Raw genomic sequence first — 18088 nt, forward strand, 5'->3', positions numbered from 1 at the left:
TCCCTCGCGTGCTGAACGGTTGTCGGGCACACTGTGCCGGTGGAATACGTCGGCCGGGTGCCCTGTCCGCCCCTCGACCGGTTCGTCGACGACATCTACTGCCTGACCGGGGTGCCGCGCCACCGCCGGATGAACATCCCGCCGATGCCGTCGGCGCACCTGTTCCTCAACCTGGGCGGACCCGTCCGCTTGCGGGACTCCGACCCTGCGGTGCCGCCGGCGGTGTTGGCCGATGGGTGGTTCTTGGGCGTATGGACCAGGCGTTTCCTCGTCGAGTATCCCGCACGGGTGCGGCTGGTCGGGGTGCACTTCAAGCCGTGGGGGATGTCGCCGTTCCTCGACATGCCGGCGAGTGAGCTGCGGGACCGATGGGTACCGGTCGACGCCGTGTGGCGACGGTCGGTGGACCGGATTCGCAACCAGGTCGGCGACATCGCGTCGGCGACCGAGACACTGCGGGTGCTGGAAGCGGAGCTGCTGTCGCGACTCGCCGAGGCGCCGTCGCGCGGTCTCGACCTGGTGCTGCACGCAGGCGGGCGTCTGGAGATGTCCGACGGAACGATCCCGATCGGTGCGCTGACCGCGCGCGCCGGGGTGAGTGGCAACCACCTGGCCGCGCAGTTCAAGGCCCATGTCGGGGTCACCCCGAAGCGGGTGGCGCGGATCTACCGCTTCGCGCGGCTGATCACGTCCGTGGACACCCTGCGTCCGGTCGACTGGTCGGAACTCGCGCACGCGGCAGGCTACTTCGACCGGGCTCATTTCAGCAGGGAGTTCAAAGACTTCACCGGCCACACCCCGACGGAGTACCTGGCCCTGCGGCGCCGATTCCCCGCCGAACCGGGGTTCCCGCCGGACGCAGGTCCGATGCCCGCTGATTGATTTCTTACATGCCCGGACGCCTCCAGGGGCGACAAGATCGAGGGAGCACACGCAGGGAGAGCCGAGGAGGACCCGTGGGCACAGTGATCATGCACAACGTGGTGTCGGTGGACGGCTTCATCGCCGACACCAACGACGACGTCGGGCCACTCCACGACTGGTATTTCAGCGGGGACACCCCGATCACCGAAGGCGGCGACCAGCAGTACGACCACTCCAGCGTCGGAAGCGGCTTCCAGGTCTCACGTGCATCGGCGGAGTACGTCCGGCCGATGTGGGAGTCGATTGGCACGATCGTGATGGGCCGCCACTTCTTCGACCTGATGAACGGCTGGGAAGGCAACCAGCCCGCTGGCGACCACGTGGTCGTGGTGTCCCATCGGCCCAAGCCCGAGGGCTGGCACCCCGAGGCGTCGTTCCACTTCGTCGACGACGTGAGGGCTGCGATCGACAAGGCCCAGGAGCTCGCCGGTGAGCGAGTCGTCGCCGTGAGCGCCGGTGAGGTGGGCGGTCAGATCCTCACGGCCGGCCTCGTGGACGAGGTGGCCATGGACGTGGTGCCGGTGGTCTTCGGGTCGGGCAAACGCTACTTCGGCAGCATCGACGGCCAGCATCTGCTGGAGGATCCCCACGTGGTCATCCAGGGCGACCGGGTGCTGCACCTCAGGTTCAAGGTACGCCGCTAGAGATCTTCAGTGGCTGAGGTTGCGCCGGTGTGAGGTCCAGGCCGGTCTTGGCGAGGTTCGCCTGTGACCGTTTGAGGTGGGACCACACCGTCTCGACCGGGTTGAGTTCGGTGCGTACGGTGGCAGCTGGTTGGACGGTGAGCCAGTCCCGGTTCGCGACCGGCTGCCGCATCGCGCGGCTGACATGGGTGTTCAAGTTGTCCCGGACCAGCGCGATCGAGTCGCCGAGTCGCTGGTGGGCTGGGCGGCGTCCGGCAGCCGCGCGTAGTCGGTAGCGGTGAAGCCCTTGCGTTGCCGGCGCGGTCCGCGGTCGACGAGGGTGCGGTAGATCAGCCGCGGTCGGCGGCCGGGCTCGGTGGCGATCAGTCCCGCCAGCGAGCTGCGTTTGGTGCCGGCCGCGGTCACCGCCACGACCGGGGTGTGGCCCCTTCGGCGGCTTCAGCCCCTGGCCGGACTCGTCCTGGAAGCAGAGCCAGGCACCCAGGTGTGCCGCCGTCCTTTTGTCACCCGTCAGTCCACCTCCCGCCAGGCCGCGACGCGCTCCTCGTCGCGCTCGGCCGCCCGACGGGTGGGCATCTGCATGCTCCAGCCGATCCGGTGCGGCAGCAGGTCCACCCCGGCCAGGGTGTACTCCACCCGGAAGCGGCGGAGGATCACTTCCGCGATCCTCTCCAGCGTCCAGCACTGATTCCCACTCCATCCGTGCGCGGACGGCCCGGCATCCAACTGGCGCCTCCAGCAAGCGCAACCGCTGAGGCGACAGCCAGCAACGCGCGCCGCCCGGCCCCTTCGAGGCCACCGCCTGGCGCCCACCCGCGGCCAGGGCGTGGCGCCAACGGTTGGCCGACATCCGCGTCACCCTGAAGTGCCGGGCCACCTCACGAACAGTGGCACCTGCCTCGATCATGTCGGCCGCAGCCCGGCGCACCCGCTCCCGCCGGACCGGTCCTCGGCGCTCAACCCGCCGCCGTCCGGATACCTCATGCTTCCGGCCCAGCGAATCCCGCGTCAGCCGCCAACCAGGCTGAGGACCCTGGCCGTTAGAGATCTCCCACACCGGCGGGCCCTGCGTCCGTCCGACCGACGGTCAGTCTTGCTGCGCCCTTCTCAGCCCCACGTCACCCAGCGGGTTCGATACGAAGGACGGCGGCGGTGTCACGGATCTCGACGACCTGAAGGCTCATGGTGTCGTTGATGGTCGCGGCGGGTCCCTCGTCGCAGCGCAGCTCGACGCCGCCACCGCCCTCCGAGGACACACCGCCACCACCGGCACAGCCCGAAACGCCGAAGCCCGACCCTGTCAGCGGCGCGACCATCTCGACCCCGTCGTCGCTGATCGCCTTCACCTCGATCGGCCCGAGGCCGTACGTTTCCGGCACGGTCACCACGTCCCCCACGGCGACCTCGATCTCGCACGTGCCGTCGGCACACGGCCCGGTCGCGGTCGGCGAGGGCGATTCCGTGGCGGTCTGCGCGGGAGTCGACGAGGAGCCGGACCCGCTGGGCCGGCCCTCGGCGGGGGACCCGTCCGACGAACCCGAGGAACACGACGGGAGCGCGGCGAACACGACAGCGACCACAAGGGCGACGGCGGCGGTGGATGACGTTCTGCGCATCATGGGCGCCATGAAACCCCGCCCCGGCCGGGACCCCTCCCGGCCTCCCCGGCGGGTGCTCGCGGCGGGTGCTCGCGGCGGGTGCTCGCGGCGGAGGAATTTTTCCATCCAGACGTTTGTTTTAGGCTCGCCCCATGGGCTATGACTCTTCCGCGACGCGTGCACGGCTGCTGAAGGCCGCGCACGACGAGTTCGTCGCTCACGGGCTCGCCGGAGCGCGCGTCGAGCGCATCGCCAAGAACGCGCCCGCCAACAAACAGGCCATCTACGCCTACTACGGCTCCAAGGACGACCTCTTCGACGCCGTCCTGGAAGACCGCATCCGCATCCTGGCCGACGTCGTGCCCTTCACCCCGGATGACCTGGCCGCCTACGCCGGCGCTCTCTTCGACGCCTTCATCAACGACCCCGACCTCATCCGGCTCACTCAGTGGAAGACGCTGGAGCGGCCGGATGCGTCGGCGGCCGAGCTGGAGGCCCATCTCACCAAGGCGCAGGCCGTGGCCGACGCACATGGCACCGACCTGGAAACCGGCATGGACGCCCTCATGATCGCCCTCGCCGCCGCCCAGGCCTGGCTGTTCACCCCTCCCCCCATCCGCAACCCCGCGGGCGCCGACGAGGACGCCCGGCTGAAGCGGCACCGCGCCGCCGTGATCGCCTCGGTGGAGGCGCTGGCCGGGCGGCTGCTGCCGGCCAAGTGACGCACCTCGCCAGTACGTCGTGGAGCGTGGCTCCTCGCGCGGACTGAGCCGCGTTCTCGGGGATGCCGGCGATTCGTCAGGCGTCCTGCGTCGGCGGCGGAGCTACGCCGCCGCGTCGTCCGCGATGTCGTGCCACGGCGTCGTTGTTGGCGCAGCGCACCGAACAGTAGGTGCGACGGCCGTTGCGGGAGGTGTCGACGAAAGCCAGACCACAGCCGCGGCGCGCACAACGGCCCAGTCGGTCGGCAGCCGCGAAGCACACGACATACGCGAGCCCGGCGGCGGTGACGGCTCGAATGTGGGCGGCGGCATCCGCGTCGGGAGTGCTGTAGTGCAGATGGGGCCGGCCGTCGTGCAGCGAGATGTGGGGCCTGGTGGAGGAGTCGGCGAGCAGTGCGTTGACGGCCTGGCACCGCCGGTCGACGTCCTGCGGTCCGAAGCAGGCCGCCAGGCGCCGGCTCCACTCCCAGATCTGGTTCGACTGCCCGGCGGTCAGCGCGCGGCGGGCTATTCCGTGTGCGGCGAGCAGGGGTTCCAGGTCCGACGGGCACGGTGACTCCGTGAGGTTGGCCAGGTCCGCGGCCAGCCGGGCAGCCTCCCCGCCGTAATGGTTGAAGTGCATAAGACCATTACATCACCGTGGAGGGCAGCGCGTCCGGCGACGCAGATCCCGCAGGAGACCGCAGGAGACCGGAGGAGTCCACGGTGAAGGAGCCCCGCCCGTACCGACGGGACGCCGCAGCGGCACCAGCCCTGATGCTGGGCCAGATCTTCAGCCTTCAGGTGGGCTCGGCCTTGGCCAAGGACGCGTATACGACCGTCGGCCCAACGGCGTTGGCCGGTATGCGGATCGTCTTCTCCGCAGCCTTCCTGTGGCTGCTGGTCCGGCCGCGGCTGCGACAGGTCACGGCCCGGCAGTGGCGAGCGGCCATCTCGCTCGGCCTGGTTCTGGCGGCCATGAACCTGGCCTACTTCCATGCGATCGGCCATCTGCCGCTCGGGGTGGCTGCCACGTTGGAGTTGCTCGGCCCGCTCGGGCTGTCGGTTCTCCTGTCCCGTCGGCCGCAGCACGTCATGGCAGCGTTGCTGGCACTCGCCGGCGTACTGCTACTGGCCGCCCCGGGCGCATCTCTGCCTGCTGTCGGGGTTCTGCTCGGTATCACCGCGGCCGTGTGCCGGGCCGGGTACGTGGTGCTGAATCAGCGGGTCGGGCGGCTGTTCTCCGACTGGACGGGCCTCACTCTCGCTCTGGCCTGCGGCGCCTGTGTGCTGGCGCCGGTCGCCGCCTTCACCGACGGTGCGGTCGTGGCGGCCCACCCTGCCGTTCTGGGAACCGGGGCCGCGGTGGCCCTGTTGTCCTCGTTGATTCCGTACTCGCTGGACATGACACTCCTGCGTCGCATCGACACGCGCACCTTCGGAGTGCTCCTCGCGCTGAGCCCCGCCGTAGGGGCGGGGATCGGATTCGCCTTGCTGCACGAACAGCTCACGGTGCGTCAGCTTGCCGCCACGGCGCTCATTGTCGTGGCCGGCGCCTGGTCGCTGCGGCGGGCGAGTCCGAGCGGCGTGCCCACACGCAGCTCCGGTTCCCCATCCACGGCCACGCCCTCAGACGACGACCACTGCCCCTTCTGCTGGAGTCCCGTCTCCGGGCAGGTGCGCCGGTGGACCCTGCGGTCGCATCACCGCACCTCCGAAGGCGAGGTCGAGTACTGCTCCGGCGGATGCGGCTGCCAAGTCGTCGTGGTCAACGGAGAGATCGTCAAGGCCCTCGTCCGCCGACCGCAGGCAGCCCGCATCGGCCCGCAATGACCGACCTCGCCCCCGCCTGCCGCGACCCGGATCTCAGTGAGCGTCAGTTCGTGGCCGCGTCCGGCCCGGTCAGGATCTTCAGGTCGGTTCGGCCACGTCGGCGCCGGCGTCGTGTAGTAGTCCCGCACACTGGCGCCTTCATCTCCTCCGGCGTCAGTGGGGGAGCGGACGCCGTCAGGGCCACCGTGCAGGCCTTCGCGGACATCGGCGCCGACGAGCTCGTGTTCAACCCGACGAGTGACGACATCGACGAGGTGGCCAGGCTGGCCGACGTCGTGCTGTAGAGCAGGATCGCGACTGCCGCCCCGTAAGACAGCACCGGCTGTTTCGCCGGACTCCGTCCGAGTCCGGCGAAACAGCCCCCGACTTTGGGCCGCCGCGAACAGGTCGGGTCGCATGGGCCGGTTGCCCGGACGATGCCCTTTCGGCGTGGTCGAATCCGGTATGGCGCTCAAGGTTCACGCCGCGCCACTCCAGTTCACGTGCGGGGGGGCGCAAGGACGGCGACGTCGCGTACGCCCTGGCCCGCTCGATGCCGGCCGGCCGGAACCCCCTGCGACCCGAACACCTGAGGCCGCCCACGTGTCGGTACGGAGAGCTGCCGTCGACGGTGCGGGACCGGTCCCGCGCCACAGGTGCGAGTCTTCCCGGACCAGCCCCGAACGGTCTGCCCGTCCCCCACCTGACGGAGAGTCATGCCGACCTGTCACGCGCCCCCGCCGCAGCGTTCCGGCCGCGCTCGTGACGAGCTCGCCCCGTCGATCCCGGGTCACGTACGCACTCCGTCAACTCCCCTCCGGCTACGCATCGTTGACCCATCGGAGGAGTTCGTTTTCCACTGGCTCTTTTCGGGCACATCGGTTACCCGTCGTCCGCTCCGAGGCGGGAGAGCGCTCCGTGGGGGGATCCATGTGTGAAGACCTCGGGTTCGAAGAACTCCTCAGTGCCGAGGGCTTCTTCGCTTCCCTGCTCGGGCCGTCGCTGTCAGCCGGCGACCGGAAGCTGTTGTACGGCCCCGACCTTCCCGTGGTCCTGCTGACCGGCGGCCCGGGCATGGGCAAGAGGCGGTTGCTGCGCGCGGTGCATGACCGTTTCGCCACCAAGGTGCCGGTGATCTATCTGGACTGCGCCTCGCCGGTGTACGCGGACCGGGCGGCGCCCGAGCCGGACGCCCGCTCGGCCGCGACCGAGGCCCTGGTCGAGGCCGCCCAACGGCTGTGCACCTGGCAGGGTCCAGGTGGCTCGTTCACCTTTCCCCGTCTCTTCACCGGCCTCGCGATGATCGCGACCGGCGTCGCGGACGGCAGCCCCAACGCGGTCGCGACGGAGATCCAACGGTACGAGAGGTTGCCGCAGAGGCAGCGCTTGCGCGGCCTGGGGGCAGGTGACTTCTGGCGGGGCGTGCTCGGCGGAATCATCCAGAACCTGCTGACGGCCCTGGGCGGGCAACTGCTCGGCCCCTACCCGACGGCCGTGGCCAACGCGTTGCTGGACGCACTTTTCGCGCGCTTGGGCCCCCGGGGCATGGCGGAACTGGAGCGGATCTACGGTGCGTATCCCGCGGCGGGCGGTCAGCCCGGCAACGGCCTGCGCAATCTCGCCGCCGACTTCAAGGCCGGCGGCGAGGCGCGGGAGTTGGCAGAAAGCTTCCTCTTCCGGGCGCTGCGCGAGGACCTGGAGGCGGCGTACGCCTCGGCGGTCGGCTGGCTGAGCCGGGTCGGTCGCCCGGGGCTGCTGCTGGACCACGCCGAGTCGCCGCTGGGTGAGCAGCTGCTGCGCGCGGTGCTCACCGACCGCCGGGGCGGGCACCGCGACCGCGTGGTGATCGTGGGCACGGCCCGCCGGGAAGACGGCGGTGCCTTTCTGCACGACGGCATGCCGCCGCGGCAGGTCGCGCCCACCATGGAGTTCCACCCTTCCGACACCGGCCCTCCCGACTGGTCCCGGCGCAGCGGCAGCGGAGCGAACCAGGCACCGCTGGCCGACGGGGTGCTCCTGCTGCGTATGCCCCTGCTCACCGGCGACCAGCTCGGCCGGGAGACTGCGCGCAGGCAGCAGCGCGTGGAGCCGGAGGGCGGCATGAACCGCCGCCGTATCGATGCCGCCGTGGCACGGCTGAGCGGCGGACGACCGCACACCGTGATCCGGCTGGCCGCCGCCACGGCCGCCTTCCGCATGCCGGCGGACGCCAATGACCGGGACATACTGGACGCCCCGTTACGACTCGCCGGCAACGGCGACCACGAGCTGTCGGTGGCCAATGTGCTGTTGCGGGAGCTGATCCTGGATCAGCTGCCGGTGCGGCTGCCGGCCGAGCACCGCGACGAGTGGCTCGACCTGCTCAGTCATCTGTCGGTGGCGCATGACGAGGAGTGCGCGGACGTCCTGCTGCGCCATCATCAGGCGGGCCGCGTACACCAGTTGACGGCTCATGATGTCGCGGAGCTGCTCACCGACACCGGATGGCCCAGTTGCGAACGGCACTTCATAGGGGACTTCGGGCTGCGCCAGCTGCTGGTGCACCGGCTGTACGCACTGAGCCCCGGGGGCGGCGCCTGGCACGCCGACCACCACTTGCTGCGGGACCACTACGCGGCACGTGCGGAGGCGCCGAACGGCGGGGCGTTCCGTTCGGTCACGGTGCACCGGATGAACCACCACCTGGTGTCCGGCGGTGTGGACGATGTGGTCGGCCGTCTCGCCGCCACGCTGCCCGGCCGCCCCCAGGAGTGGTGCGCGGAGCTGCTCGAGATCGCTCAGGCGCCGTATCCCGGCGGAGCGGACGCCCGGCGGGAGCGCGCCCAGGGCCTGGTGCCGGTGGACGGACCCGCGCTGCGCCGCACCGTCGACCAGTTGCTGCACGCGGTGTGGCTGTGCGAGGAGCGGACCAGGCCGACCGGGAGTGAGATGGCGGAAACGCTGGCCACGTTGCTGAGACTGCTTTCGATCATGGAGTTCGACGGCGCGAGACAGCTGCGCAAGACGGCCACGGAGTGGAGCGGCCTGGCGACGAACGAGCAGCCGTTGCTGCGCTGTACCTGTACCGGACGGCTCGGGCGAAGGAGGTGACGGGGATGCCCAGGTGGAGGGTGGTACCCGGGTGGAGGGGCATGCCCCGGTGGAAGAAGATCCTCTACGCGCTGCTGATCGCGGGGTCGGTCGCCGCGTGCGCCGTGTTCGCCTGGTCCCACTTCCGGAAACCGGACACCTGCGCCGACGGGATCGAGCGGATCGGCGGCGAGTGCATCGGCGTCGACGGCGAGGGCTACGACTTCGGCACACCGGAGATCCGCGACGTGGCGCGGGCCATCGCACGCGAGAACGACAGGATCGAGGGTCAGCCGTACGTCACGGTGGCGATGATGCTGCCGCTCCAGTCGGAGCGGGCGGAACTGCGTCGGCAGATGCGCAGCGACCTCCAGGGCGCCTACCTCGGACAGCGGCAGGCCAACGCGGGCGAGGGGGAACCGCCGAGGATCCGGCTGGTGCTGGCCAACCCCGGGCGGAACTACGGGCAGCACCAGCACGTCGTGGACACCCTGTTGCGGATGGCCGACTCGTCCGAGGACCGGCTGCGTGCCGTCACGGGCTTCAATCTCAGCCTCGACGCCACGGAGGAGGCCGTCGAGCGCCTGACGGAACATGAGGTCCCGGTGCTCGCGTCCCGGATCAGCGGGGACGGGATCGCCAACAGGGACAGTGCCGACGGGATGGCGAAGCTGCGGTTCCCCGGTCTGGCCCGGATCCTCCCCACCAACCATGACGCGGCCCAGGCGCTGGCCAACTTCAACGGTGAGCGGGGCCGGGAGAACGCCAAGACGGTACTGGTCTACGACAAGCGCTCCGATGCCTACAACGAGTCGCTGGCGAAGGCGTTCAGCGGGATCGAGGAGAAGGGTCCGCCCGGTCCCGCCGCGATGTCCTTCGAGTCCCCGGCGATAGACGAGCCGGGTTCGACCGGCAACCAGTTCACCCAGATCACCAACAACATCTGCGACTCCGAGGCAGACATCGTCTACTTCGCCGGGCGCACGCTGCATCTGCGGATCTTCGCGCTCAAGCTCGCTCAGGTGGGCTGCAAGGACCGGCACTACACCATCGTCAGCGGTTCCGACGCCGCCTCCCTGCGACAGGCCATGACGGCGAAGGACTGGGAGCAGCTGCGCGGCGAGGACGGCCACGCGAAGGTGACGGTGCAGTACGCGGCCCCCGCACACCCGGACGCCTGGAATGCCGAGCTGGCCCGCTGGAACGAGAGGTGGGACGCGGAGCACGACCGCGAGCCCACCAAGGAGGAGCTCCCCCAGTACCTCACCGAGCCCAAGGCGGCCCTGGCCACCTTGGAGAAGCGGATCGAGTCCACGCGCAGCGAGGGGGTACGGCTCGGCTCCGACCCGAACCTGGAGGACTCCCGCACGATGCTCGTGTACGACGGCCTGGTCACCATCGGCAAGGCACTGCACCAGGCCCAGCAGGGCAGCGCCGAGACGGCACCCGGCCGTGAGGATGTCGGCAGACAGTGGTCACTGCTCCAGTCCCGGCACCGGGTACAGGGCACGAGCGGCCTCATCTGCCTGACGAGCGGCGGCAATCCGTACGACAAGCCGGCCGCGGTCGTCGAGCTGGACCCGGGCCGCGAAGGCCACGGCAAGCTGAAGTTCGTCGGCCTCGGCTGGCCCACCGGCCGGGAACAGCCGAAGAACTGCGTCATCCCCAGCAGCACGCCCTGAGCGGTGTCCCGTTACCGCTCATCGTGGTTGGAGTCCATGCCCTCAGACGGCGGCCGGCTTACCCGGGCCGGGGACGGTGCGGAAGCGGAACGGTTCCGGTTCGCGGCCCGCCTGGACGAACCAGCACTCTCCCGCACCGTCGCCGGTGACGATCCGCAGCACCGTGTCCGCCACGACCTGGGCCGGGATGACGGGCAGGCCCTGCTCGGAAAGCATGTCGCGCAGCGGGTCGATGATCCGCGATTCGGCGAACCCCGGGCAGACCGCGTTGAAGCGCACATTGTCCGGCGCGAGAGCCGGTCCGAGGGAGCGTGCGAGTCCGACGACCGCGTGCTTGTTGGCCGCGTACAGGGGGTCGAGCGCTACCGCCGCCAGTCCCGCGAGCGAGGAGGTCGCCACGATCGCCCCTCCGCCGCGGGATCGCAGCGCCGGCAGCACCGCGTGAGTGCCGTAGACCACGCCGTCGAGGTTGGCGCCCATCGCCCGGCGGTAGCGCGCCGGATCGAAGTCGTCCCCGACACCGCATCCGGTCGTCACGCCCGCGTTGAGCAGCGCGATGTCGACTCCGCCGTACTGCTCCTGGGCGAAGTCCACCAGCGCGCGGTTGGCCTCTAGGTCGGAGACGTCACAGGCGCGGAAGGCACCGCCGACCAGGTCGGCCACGTCTCGGCCGCCCCGCGCGTCGAGGTCCGCGACGACCACCCGTGCCCCGGCCTCCGCCAGCGCGAGTGCCATGGCCCGGCCGAGTCCACTGGCGCCTCCCGTGACGATCGCCACCTTGCCCGCGAGGGCGGCGCCGTCCGTCTGCCCTCGCCGAAGGGTCTCGGTGGCGGTCATGCCAGCTCCAGCACGAGCTTGCCGACGTTCTCGCCGCGGAAGAGCATCTGCAGCGTCTCGGGGAAGTCGTCCACGGTGCCCCTCACCACGTGTTCCTTGACCTTGATACGGCCGTCCGCGATCCAGGCGGAGATGTCCTGGGCGGCCTTGGCGTACTGCTTGGCGTAGTCGAAGACGACGAAGCCCTCCATGCGGGCCCGACGCACCAGCAACGTCAGGTAGTTGGAGGGGCCCTTGACCGGGGTGGCGTTGTTGTACTGGCTGATCGCGCCGCAGACCACGACGCGCGCGTGCATCGCCAGCCGGGTCAGGGCGGCGTCGAGGATGTCCCCTCCGACGTTGTCGAAGTAGACGTCGATGCCGTCGGGGGCCTCCCGGCGCAGTGCCTTCCTCACGTCTTCGGCGCGGTAGTCGATCGCCGCGTCGAAGCCCAGTTCGCCGGTGAGCAGCGCGCACTTCCGCGGCCCTCCGGCGATGCCCACGACCCGGCAGCCCTTGGCCTTCGCGATCTGCCCCACCATGGTGCCGACCGCGCCGGCCGCCCCGGACACCACGACGGTCTCGCCGTCCTTGAGCGCCCCGACGTCGAGGAGGCCGAAGTAGGCGGTCATGCCGGGCATGCCCAGTGCGCCGAGATAGGTGGAGGGCGGGGCGAGGGAGGTGTCGATCTTCATCGCTCCCTTGCCGTCGGAGACCACGTACTCCTGGACGCCGAACGTGCCGACCACATGATCGCCCGGCCGGTAGTCAGGGTGGTTCGAGGCGGTGACCTCGATGACCGACCCAGCGCGCATCACCTCACCGATGCCGACCGGCGGGAGGTAGGAGGGACGGTCGTCCAGCCAGCCGCGCATGGCCGGGTCGAGGGAGATGACTCGCGTACGGCCCACGAAGCGGCCCGGGCCCGGTTCCCCGACGGGCACGGAACGGTGCTCCCAGTCCTCGGGTTTCACTTCGCCCACGGGGCGGGCTGCCAGACGGATCTGGCGGTTGGTCGCAGACATCACGTCTCCTGTCGTCACGGCTCCACCAAGAGAGTACCGACCGGTAGGTATGTCATGGGTGGTGATGTGCGCCACACGCCATGACAGCAGGCCCACGTGACCACGACTGCACCTCGCGCCAGACCCGCTCCAGGCCCCGCGGGCCGTTGCTGTGCACGATGTCGACCCACCCCGACTTGCCCCGGGCGCAGAGAAGTTGTCCCCGGGCGCAGCGCGCGCCGACCGCTCTGGCCCGGACACGCTACGCCCAAGTAGCTTTACCGGTCGTATCGGTGTGCGAGCTCCAGGGAGACTTTCATGGGACACCCCCGCCCGTTAGTGATCGACCCGGCCGGCCGTGACATCCACGGCGAAGCCGCCCGCATCCGCGAGCGGGGACCGGTGACCCCCGTCGAACTGCCCGACGGCGTCCAGGCCTGGGCCGTCAGCAGCCCGGACCTCCTCAAGCGCCTGCTCACCGACCCGCGCGTCTCCAAGGACCCGCGCCGGCACTGGACTCAGTGGATCAACGGCGAGATCGCCCCGGAATGGCCGCTGTTCACCTGGGTCGCGGTGCAGAACATGTTCACCGCCTACGGAGGCGAGCACAAACGGCTGCGTGCCCTGGTCTCCAAGGCCTTCACCGCACGCCGTGCCGCGGCGCTCCGGCCTCGTATCGAGGAGATCGCCGCGACCCTGCTGGACCACATCGAGGAGGCCGGGCAGCAGGGTCAGGTCGTCGATCTGCGCGAGGAGTTCTGCTATCCGCTGCCGATCGGGGTGATCAGCGAACTCCTCGGCCTGCCCGAGGAACAAGGTGCGGAGCTGCGGGCCGTCGTGGACGGCGTCTTCCACACCTCCGCCACCCCGGAGGAAGTCACCGACAACTACGCACGGTTCTACGCGGCGCTGGGCGAACTCGTCGCCCTCAAGCGGCGGTCGCCGGGCGACGACCTGACCTCGGCGCTCATCGCGGCCCGTGACGACTGCGACACCCGGTTGAGCGAGCAGGAACTGCTCGACACCCTGGTGCTCATGATCAGCGCCGGCCATGAGACCACGGTCAACCTGATCGACAACGCCATCCATCTCCTGCTGACCCATCCGGACCAGCTCGCCCACGTCCGCTCCGGCCGCGTCTTGTGGGAGGACGTGGTCGAGGAGGCGCTGCGCGTGGAGGCGCCCGTCGCCAGCCTGCCGCTGCGGTATGCCGTCGAGGACCTCAGGATGAGCGAGTTCGGCGGCCCGGACGGCGTGGTGATCGGCAAGGGCGAGGCCATCCTCGCCGCGTACGCGGCCGCCGGCCGTCACCCCGGGAGGCACGGCGAGGACGCCGACAGGTTCGACGTCACCCGCATCGACAAGGAGCACCTGTCCTTCGGGCATGGCGTGCACTTCTGCCTGGGTGCTCCGCTGGGGAGGCTCGAGGCCCACATCGCGCTGCGGGCGCTCTTCGACCGCTTCCCCGGACTCCGACTCGCCGTGTCCAAGGACGAGTTGGAGCCGGTCGACTCCTTCATCTCCAACGGTCACCGCTCCCTTCCGGTGCGCCTCGCCTGATCACTCGCCACGCCACCACGCCAGCAGCCGCGCGGCCCATCCGCGCCGCACGCGGCCGCCCTCCGGCATCTCCGACGGCTGGGGCGTCGGCGTGGACCGCTCGACGGGCGGCTCGTCACCGACGGTGAGCGAGGTGACGGCGGACGGCGGGAACCTCACCGGCAGCGCGGCCAGCGCACGGTGGAAGGGGCCCGGCCGCCAGGTCAGTTCCTCGACGGGCACGGCCAGTTCGACGTCGGGAAGCCGGTCGAGCAGCTTCTCCACGGCCACCGCCGCGATCAGCCGGGCCGGACTCTGTGCCGGGCAGTTGTGCGGGCCCGCGCTCCACGCCAAGTGGGCGCGGTTGCCCGCACGCTGATCCGCCGTCAGGGACGGGTCGGTGTTCGCCGCGGCGAGACTGACCACGAGCGGGTGCCCCGCGCGCAGTACCACCCCTTCGTACACGACGTCGTGGATCGGGTAGTGCACGGCGTAGTTGGCCATGGGTGGGTCGGTCCACAGCACCTCGTCGAGGGCGTCCTCCACCGGCAGGCTGCCGCCCGAGAGGCGGCCCGCGAACCGGTCGTCGGACAGCAGCAGCCGCAGGCTGTTGGCGATCAGGTTCTGCTGGGGCTCGGTGCCCGCGCCCATGAGCAGGACGAGGGTGTGCACCATCTCCTCGTCGGTGAGCCCTGAGGGATGGTCCATGAGCCAGGACGTCACATCCGGCCCGGGCTGCCGGCGCTTCAGCGTGACGAGGTCCAGCAGCGTCGTGGCGAGCAGTTCGTTCGCCTTCTCGGCATCCGCTCCGTCGAAGATCCCGGACATTCCCTGCACCAGCCGCTCTCCGTAGTCGTCCGGGCAGCCGAACAGACGGTTGAACACCAGCAGGGGAAGCACCTGAGCGTACTCGCCGAGCAGATCGGCGTGCCCGGCCGGGGCGATGCGGTCGATGAGGGTGTCCGCGCTCGCCTCGGCATGGCCGCGCAGGGTGGCGGGGTCGACCCGGGCCAGGCTGTCCGTGATCGCCCCACGCAGTCTGCGGTGTTCCGCGCCGTCGGTCCACAGCGCGTTCGGCCGGTACATCATCATCGGCACGACCGGGCTGTCCAGGGGGACGGTGCCGTCCGCCAGGTCGTTCCAGCGGCGGGGGTCCTTGGAGAACGTCTCGGTGCTGCGCAGGACGTGCAGGGCGGCGTCGTATCCGACGACGAGCGAGGCCCGCACGCCGGGCGCCAGCTCGACCGGCGCGATCGGGCCGACCTCGCGCAGCCGCCGGTACACGGCCGCCGGATCGGCGGCGAACTCGGGCCCGTACAGGGACTCGTGTGCGGGGCAGCCCGGCGGCGGGAAGGGCGGTACGGGGGATGCGGAGGTCACGCGTGCTCCAGGTGGCCATGGGGGGTCCCGCCGCTCGGGCGGGGCCGAGAGTGGGAGAGGGTCAGGAGGTACTCGACGAGATGGATGAGGGCCCGCGTGGACGAGACCCGGTCGCGGGCGTCGCAGCGGACGAGGGGTGTTTCGGGCAGCAGGTCGAGGGCCTCGCGCACCTCGTCGAGCTCGTACGCGGGAGCGTCGTGGAACTGGTTGAGGGCGACTGCGTACGGCAGTCCGTGCTCCTCCAGTACACCCATGACCTCGAACGACTGGCTGAGGCGGCGGGTGTCGGCGAGGACGAGCGCCCCGAGCGCGCCCTGAGTCATGTCCTGCCACAGCCGGGTGAAGCGCTGCTGGCCCGGGGTTCCGAAGAGGTAGAGCACCAGGCGGTCGTTGAGGGTGAGCCGGCCGAAGTCGAGGGCGACCGTGGTGGTCGTCTTGTCCCGCGTACCGGCCAGGTCGTCGACGAGGGCGCCGGCCTCGGTCATGACCTCCTCGGTGCGCAGGGGACGGATCTCGGAGAGCGTGCCGACGAACGTGGTCTTGCCGACCGCGAAGTGGCCCACGATCAGCACCTTGACCGCGGTCTGGACACTGGGCCGCAGGTAGACGTCGTCAGAGGCGGGCGCGCAGTCCATCGAGCACCTCCTGGAGGATTCGGGCGTCGGTCGGCCGGGCGGCGGGAATCGGCGCGCGGGTGACGATGTGGCCGCTGTCCATGAGGTCGGCGATGAGCACTTTGGCCACGCCCACCGGCAGCGACAGATGGCCGGCCACCTCGGCGACGGACAGGGCTCCGGGCCGGCACAGCTCCATGAGCCTGCGCTTTTCCGGGTTGAGACCGGTCAGCGGCAGATCGCCGGTCGCGATCAGCAGGGTGACGAGGTCCAGGGTGTTGCGGGTGGGGTGGGCGCGGCCGTCCGTGACGACGTACGACCGCACCAGCCGGTCTGCGGGGCGGCGCCGGGGTGTCATGCCGGGCTGCCGGTGTCCTGCCGGGCTGGGCTGGTCAGCTCCTTGCCGAGCCGGTCGACGAGTTTGTGCATGCGGTAGGTGACCGCCTCCATGTCGACGTCCTCGCCGGTGGAGACCGCGAGGTAGGCGCCCTCGCCGGCGGCGACCAGGAAGACGTAGCCGTGCGCGAACTCGATCAGGGTCTGCCGCCACGGGGTGTGCGGGGTGCCGCAGAACTCGGCCGTGCTGCGGCTGATCGACTGGACGCCGGACAGGCCGGCGGCCAGCCGTTCGGCGTCGTCCCGGTCGATGTCCTTCGAGAAGGCGCGGAGCATGCCGTCGGCGGAGAGCAGGATCGCGTGGCGTGCCTGCGGGACCTTCAGCACCTCGTCCAGCATCCAGCCCAGCTCGTTGCTGGTGAGCCCGGTCATTCGTGGCTGTTCCCTTCGTGTTCGTCACGGGTGTGCTGGGCGGCCCGGCCGGTGCGGGTGCCGCGTGCGAAGGCACCCATGCGCCGGGCGTTCTCCTCGGCCGAGCGGCCGCCGACCTCGTCGGCCGATACGGGCTCCGCGGCCGGTTGCCGTGCGGTGCGGCGACGGCGCCTGGGCAGACCTCCCGGCGTGGTCGCCACCGCCGGTTCGGTACCGGGCCCGGATTCGGGGGCGGCAGGATCGGCGGTGGGTGCCGTGCCGGGCGAGGGTGCCTGCGCAGGAGAGAGTGCGGGCGCGGCGGCGGACGTGGGCGCGGCGGCGGACGTGGGCGCGGCGGCGGACGTGGGCGCGGCCGGTTCGGCCGACGGCGCAGGTGCCTGGACGGCGGCGTCCAGGTGCGTGAGCAGGGCGGTCGGCAGGAACACCACGGCGCGTACACCGCCGTACGGAGAGAGCGTGTCCACGGACACGCTGAACCCGTAGCGCTGGGTGAGCGCCCCGATGACGGCGAAGCCGAAGCGGGGCGGGTCGCCGAGCCGGGTGATGTCCGCCGCGTGTGCGCCGGCGAGCAGCTCGGCGGCGTGCTCGGCCGCCCGGGCGTCCATGCCGACCCCGGCGTCGTCGATCACCACGCAGGCGCCGTTGTGCACCGTCTGGACGGTGACCTCGACCCTCGTGCCCGGCTGGGAGTGACGTGCCGCGTTGTCGAGGAGTTCGGCGACCGCGAGCACCACCGGTTCGACCGCCCGGCTCCGCACGGCGATGTCGACCTCGCCGTTGATGCGGATGCGCCGGTAGTCACGGATGCGGGAAGTGGCGCCGCGTACGACCTCGACGAGCGCGGCGGTGGCGCGCTGGCGGCCCGGCCACGAGCCGCACAGAACGGCGATGGCCTGGGCACGGCGGCCGAACTGGGCGTTGGCGTGGTCGATTTCGAGCAGATCGCGCAGCACGCCGGGGTCGTCGTGCCGGTCCTGCATCTCGGCGATGGACACCTGCTGTTCGTTGGCCAGGGCCTGGATGGAGCGCATCGACGCCTTCAGGGCGGCCTTCGCCGACTGGTCGGCACGCGACCGGGCGTGCTCGACCGCGCCGGCGAACCGTTCCAGGACACCGTCGAGGCATTTCGCGAACTCCGTGTCGGCAAGCCGGTCGTCGAGCAGGCCGACGGCCGGGAGCTGCTGGTGGGGCGCGTCCTCCAGGGCCGGCAGCCGGGCCGAGACGAGGTGCCGGAGTTCCTCGTCCCGTGCGCGCAGGCCGTCCGTCAGTTCGGCGTTCCGGCTGCGCTGCCGTGCGGTGATGCCGCGTTCGCGCACCATCAGCACGCCGACGGCGAACAGGCACACGGCCAGGCACCAGAACACCGCCTCCGGTATCCGTTCCGTCATCAAGTCCTCACAGCAGGTGGCGGGTCGACGAGCGCACGACGGTAGTGCCGCATCCGCAGGCCCACTTGTCCGTGCGCGCAGAGAAGTTGCCGTGGCACGCAGGCGCGTGCGTGGGACCTGCCGATCGCGACGAGCTCGCCCCTGACGTA

The 18088-nt window shown here is 70.7% G+C and carries 17 protein-coding genes and 1 pseudogene; 8 read left to right on the forward strand and 10 right to left on the reverse strand.

The features are described 5' to 3' along the window. Window positions 1-39: 39 nt before the first annotated feature. Window positions 40-882 (forward strand): helix-turn-helix domain-containing protein, encoded by an 843-nt coding sequence (locus tag IM697_RS24440; protein ID WP_194038248.1) that lies wholly within the window; start codon window positions 40-42, stop codon window positions 880-882. 74 nt (window positions 883-956) lie between these two features. Beyond that, entirely contained in the window at window positions 957-1568 is a 612-nt protein-coding gene (locus IM697_RS24445; RefSeq protein WP_194038249.1) for a dihydrofolate reductase family protein, read from the forward strand. A 34-nt stretch (window positions 1569-1602) separates the two neighbouring features. Here IM697_RS24445 and IM697_RS46110 read toward each other — a convergent pair. Next, window positions 1603-2552, reverse strand: a pseudogene (locus IM697_RS46110) (IS630 family transposase); the annotation flags it as partial. Window positions 2553-2686: 134 nt separating this feature from the next. Then, window positions 2687-3187: a hypothetical protein gene (locus tag IM697_RS44935; protein WP_228044151.1), complete on the reverse strand. Its 501-nt coding sequence runs from the start codon at window positions 3185-3187 to the stop codon at window positions 2687-2689. 131 nt (window positions 3188-3318) lie between these two features. Here IM697_RS44935 and IM697_RS24465 point away from each other — a divergent pair, with 131 nt between their 5' ends. After that, the gene (locus IM697_RS24465; protein WP_194038251.1) at window positions 3319-3888 is read left to right on the forward strand and encodes a TetR/AcrR family transcriptional regulator; all 570 of its coding nucleotides are present in this window, start codon (window positions 3319-3321) and stop codon (window positions 3886-3888) included. Between the two features lie 76 nt (window positions 3889-3964). Here IM697_RS24465 and IM697_RS24470 read toward each other — a convergent pair whose 3' ends face one another. Then, window positions 3965-4510 carry a CGNR zinc finger domain-containing protein gene (locus IM697_RS24470; protein WP_194038252.1) on the reverse strand — a complete coding sequence of 182 codons (546 nt, stop codon included), beginning with the start codon at window positions 4508-4510 and terminating at the stop codon, window positions 3965-3967. Between the two features lie 83 nt (window positions 4511-4593). Here IM697_RS24470 and IM697_RS24475 point away from each other — a divergent pair, with 83 nt between their 5' ends. The 4 genes from IM697_RS24475 (at window position 4594) to IM697_RS24490 (ending at window position 10430) form a co-directional block, all read left to right on the forward strand. Continuing rightward, window positions 4594-5700, forward strand: a complete 1107-nt coding sequence (locus tag IM697_RS24475) for an EamA family transporter (protein WP_228044152.1) — start codon at window positions 4594-4596, stop codon at window positions 5698-5700. Then, window positions 5697-5984, forward strand: coding sequence for a hypothetical protein (locus tag IM697_RS24480; RefSeq protein WP_194038253.1), 288 nt, complete (start codon window positions 5697-5699; stop codon window positions 5982-5984). The genes IM697_RS24475 and IM697_RS24480 overlap by 4 nt, the downstream gene beginning before the upstream one ends. A 625-nt stretch (window positions 5985-6609) precedes the next feature. Further along, the gene (locus tag IM697_RS24485) at window positions 6610-8769 is read left to right on the forward strand and encodes a hypothetical protein (RefSeq protein ID WP_194038254.1); all 2160 of its coding nucleotides are present in this window, start codon (window positions 6610-6612) and stop codon (window positions 8767-8769) included. A 41-nt stretch (window positions 8770-8810) separates the two neighbouring features. Continuing rightward, window positions 8811-10430, forward strand: a complete 1620-nt coding sequence (locus IM697_RS24490) for a type 1 periplasmic-binding domain-containing protein (RefSeq protein ID WP_228044153.1) — start codon at window positions 8811-8813, stop codon at window positions 10428-10430. 42 nt (window positions 10431-10472) lie between these two features. Here the strand turns inward: IM697_RS24490 and IM697_RS24495 are convergent, their stop codons facing one another. Together IM697_RS24495 and IM697_RS24500 are read right to left on the reverse strand one after the other, a co-directional pair. Continuing rightward, window positions 10473-11267, reverse strand: coding sequence for an SDR family NAD(P)-dependent oxidoreductase (locus tag IM697_RS24495; RefSeq protein WP_194038256.1), 795 nt, complete (start codon window positions 11265-11267; stop codon window positions 10473-10475). Beyond that, entirely contained in the window at window positions 11264-12271 is a 1008-nt protein-coding gene (locus tag IM697_RS24500) for an NADP-dependent oxidoreductase (protein WP_194038257.1), read from the reverse strand. The genes IM697_RS24495 and IM697_RS24500 overlap by 4 nt, the downstream gene beginning before the upstream one ends. A 297-nt stretch (window positions 12272-12568) precedes the next feature. Between IM697_RS24500 and IM697_RS24505 the strand changes: the two genes are divergently transcribed. Continuing rightward, complete coding sequence (locus tag IM697_RS24505) at window positions 12569-13810, forward strand: cytochrome P450 family protein (protein WP_194038258.1); 1242 nt, start codon at window positions 12569-12571, stop codon at window positions 13808-13810. Here the strand turns inward: IM697_RS24505 and IM697_RS24510 are convergent, their stop codons facing one another. From IM697_RS24510 to IM697_RS24530, 5 genes are read right to left on the reverse strand one after another with little or no spacing between them, the layout of a single operon-like run. Continuing rightward, the gene (locus tag IM697_RS24510; protein WP_194038259.1) at window positions 13811-15169 is read right to left on the reverse strand and encodes a cytochrome P450; all 1359 of its coding nucleotides are present in this window, start codon (window positions 15167-15169) and stop codon (window positions 13811-13813) included. Next, on the reverse strand, window positions 15166-15804 hold the full coding sequence (locus IM697_RS24515) for a GTP-binding protein (RefSeq protein ID WP_194038260.1): 639 nt from the start codon (window positions 15802-15804) through the stop codon (window positions 15166-15168). The genes IM697_RS24510 and IM697_RS24515 overlap by 4 nt, the downstream gene beginning before the upstream one ends. Continuing rightward, complete coding sequence (locus tag IM697_RS24520) at window positions 15782-16141, reverse strand: DUF742 domain-containing protein (RefSeq protein WP_194038261.1); 360 nt, start codon at window positions 16139-16141, stop codon at window positions 15782-15784. Before IM697_RS24520 ends, IM697_RS24515 begins: the two co-directional genes overlap by 23 nt. Further along, window positions 16138-16551, reverse strand: a complete 414-nt coding sequence (locus IM697_RS24525; RefSeq protein ID WP_194038262.1) for a roadblock/LC7 domain-containing protein — start codon at window positions 16549-16551, stop codon at window positions 16138-16140. Before IM697_RS24525 ends, IM697_RS24520 begins: the two co-directional genes overlap by 4 nt. After that, a complete protein-coding gene (locus IM697_RS24530) occupies window positions 16548-17939 on the reverse strand; it encodes an ATP-binding protein (RefSeq protein WP_194038263.1) in 1392 nt (463 codons plus the stop codon). The genes IM697_RS24525 and IM697_RS24530 overlap by 4 nt, the downstream gene beginning before the upstream one ends. Window positions 17940-18088: the final 149 nt, after the last annotated feature.

The sequence above is a fragment of the Streptomyces ferrugineus genome, from assembly GCF_015160855.1.
Taxonomy (GTDB): domain Bacteria; phylum Actinomycetota; class Actinomycetes; order Streptomycetales; family Streptomycetaceae; genus Streptomyces; species Streptomyces ferrugineus.

Coding starts and splice junctions, on each gene's coding strand:
- IM697_RS44935 (WP_228044151.1), bottom strand. CDS start 3,187: ATGATGCGCAGAACGTCATCCACCGCCGCCGTCGCCCTTGTGGTCGCT.
- IM697_RS24500 (WP_194038257.1), bottom strand. CDS start 12,271: ATGTCTGCGACCAACCGCCAGATCCGTCTGGCAGCCCGCCCCGTGGGC.
- IM697_RS24525 (WP_194038262.1), bottom strand. CDS start 16,551: ATGACCGGGCTCACCAGCAACGAGCTGGGCTGGATGCTGGACGAGGTG.
- IM697_RS24530 (WP_194038263.1), bottom strand. CDS start 17,939: ATGACGGAACGGATACCGGAGGCGGTGTTCTGGTGCCTGGCCGTGTGC.
- IM697_RS24515 (WP_194038260.1), bottom strand. CDS start 15,804: ATGGACTGCGCGCCCGCCTCTGACGACGTCTACCTGCGGCCCAGTGTC.
- IM697_RS24470 (WP_194038252.1), bottom strand. CDS start 4,510: ATGCACTTCAACCATTACGGCGGGGAGGCTGCCCGGCTGGCCGCGGAC.
- IM697_RS24480 (WP_194038253.1), top strand. CDS start 5,697: ATGACCGACCTCGCCCCCGCCTGCCGCGACCCGGATCTCAGTGAGCGT.
- IM697_RS24485 (WP_194038254.1), top strand. CDS start 6,610: ATGTGTGAAGACCTCGGGTTCGAAGAACTCCTCAGTGCCGAGGGCTTC.
- IM697_RS24505 (WP_194038258.1), top strand. CDS start 12,569: ATGGGACACCCCCGCCCGTTAGTGATCGACCCGGCCGGCCGTGACATC.
- IM697_RS24465 (WP_194038251.1), top strand. CDS start 3,319: ATGGGCTATGACTCTTCCGCGACGCGTGCACGGCTGCTGAAGGCCGCG.
- IM697_RS24490 (WP_228044153.1), top strand. CDS start 8,811: ATGCCCCGGTGGAAGAAGATCCTCTACGCGCTGCTGATCGCGGGGTCG.
- IM697_RS24495 (WP_194038256.1), bottom strand. CDS start 11,267: ATGACCGCCACCGAGACCCTTCGGCGAGGGCAGACGGACGGCGCCGCC.
- IM697_RS24520 (WP_194038261.1), bottom strand. CDS start 16,141: ATGACACCCCGGCGCCGCCCCGCAGACCGGCTGGTGCGGTCGTACGTC.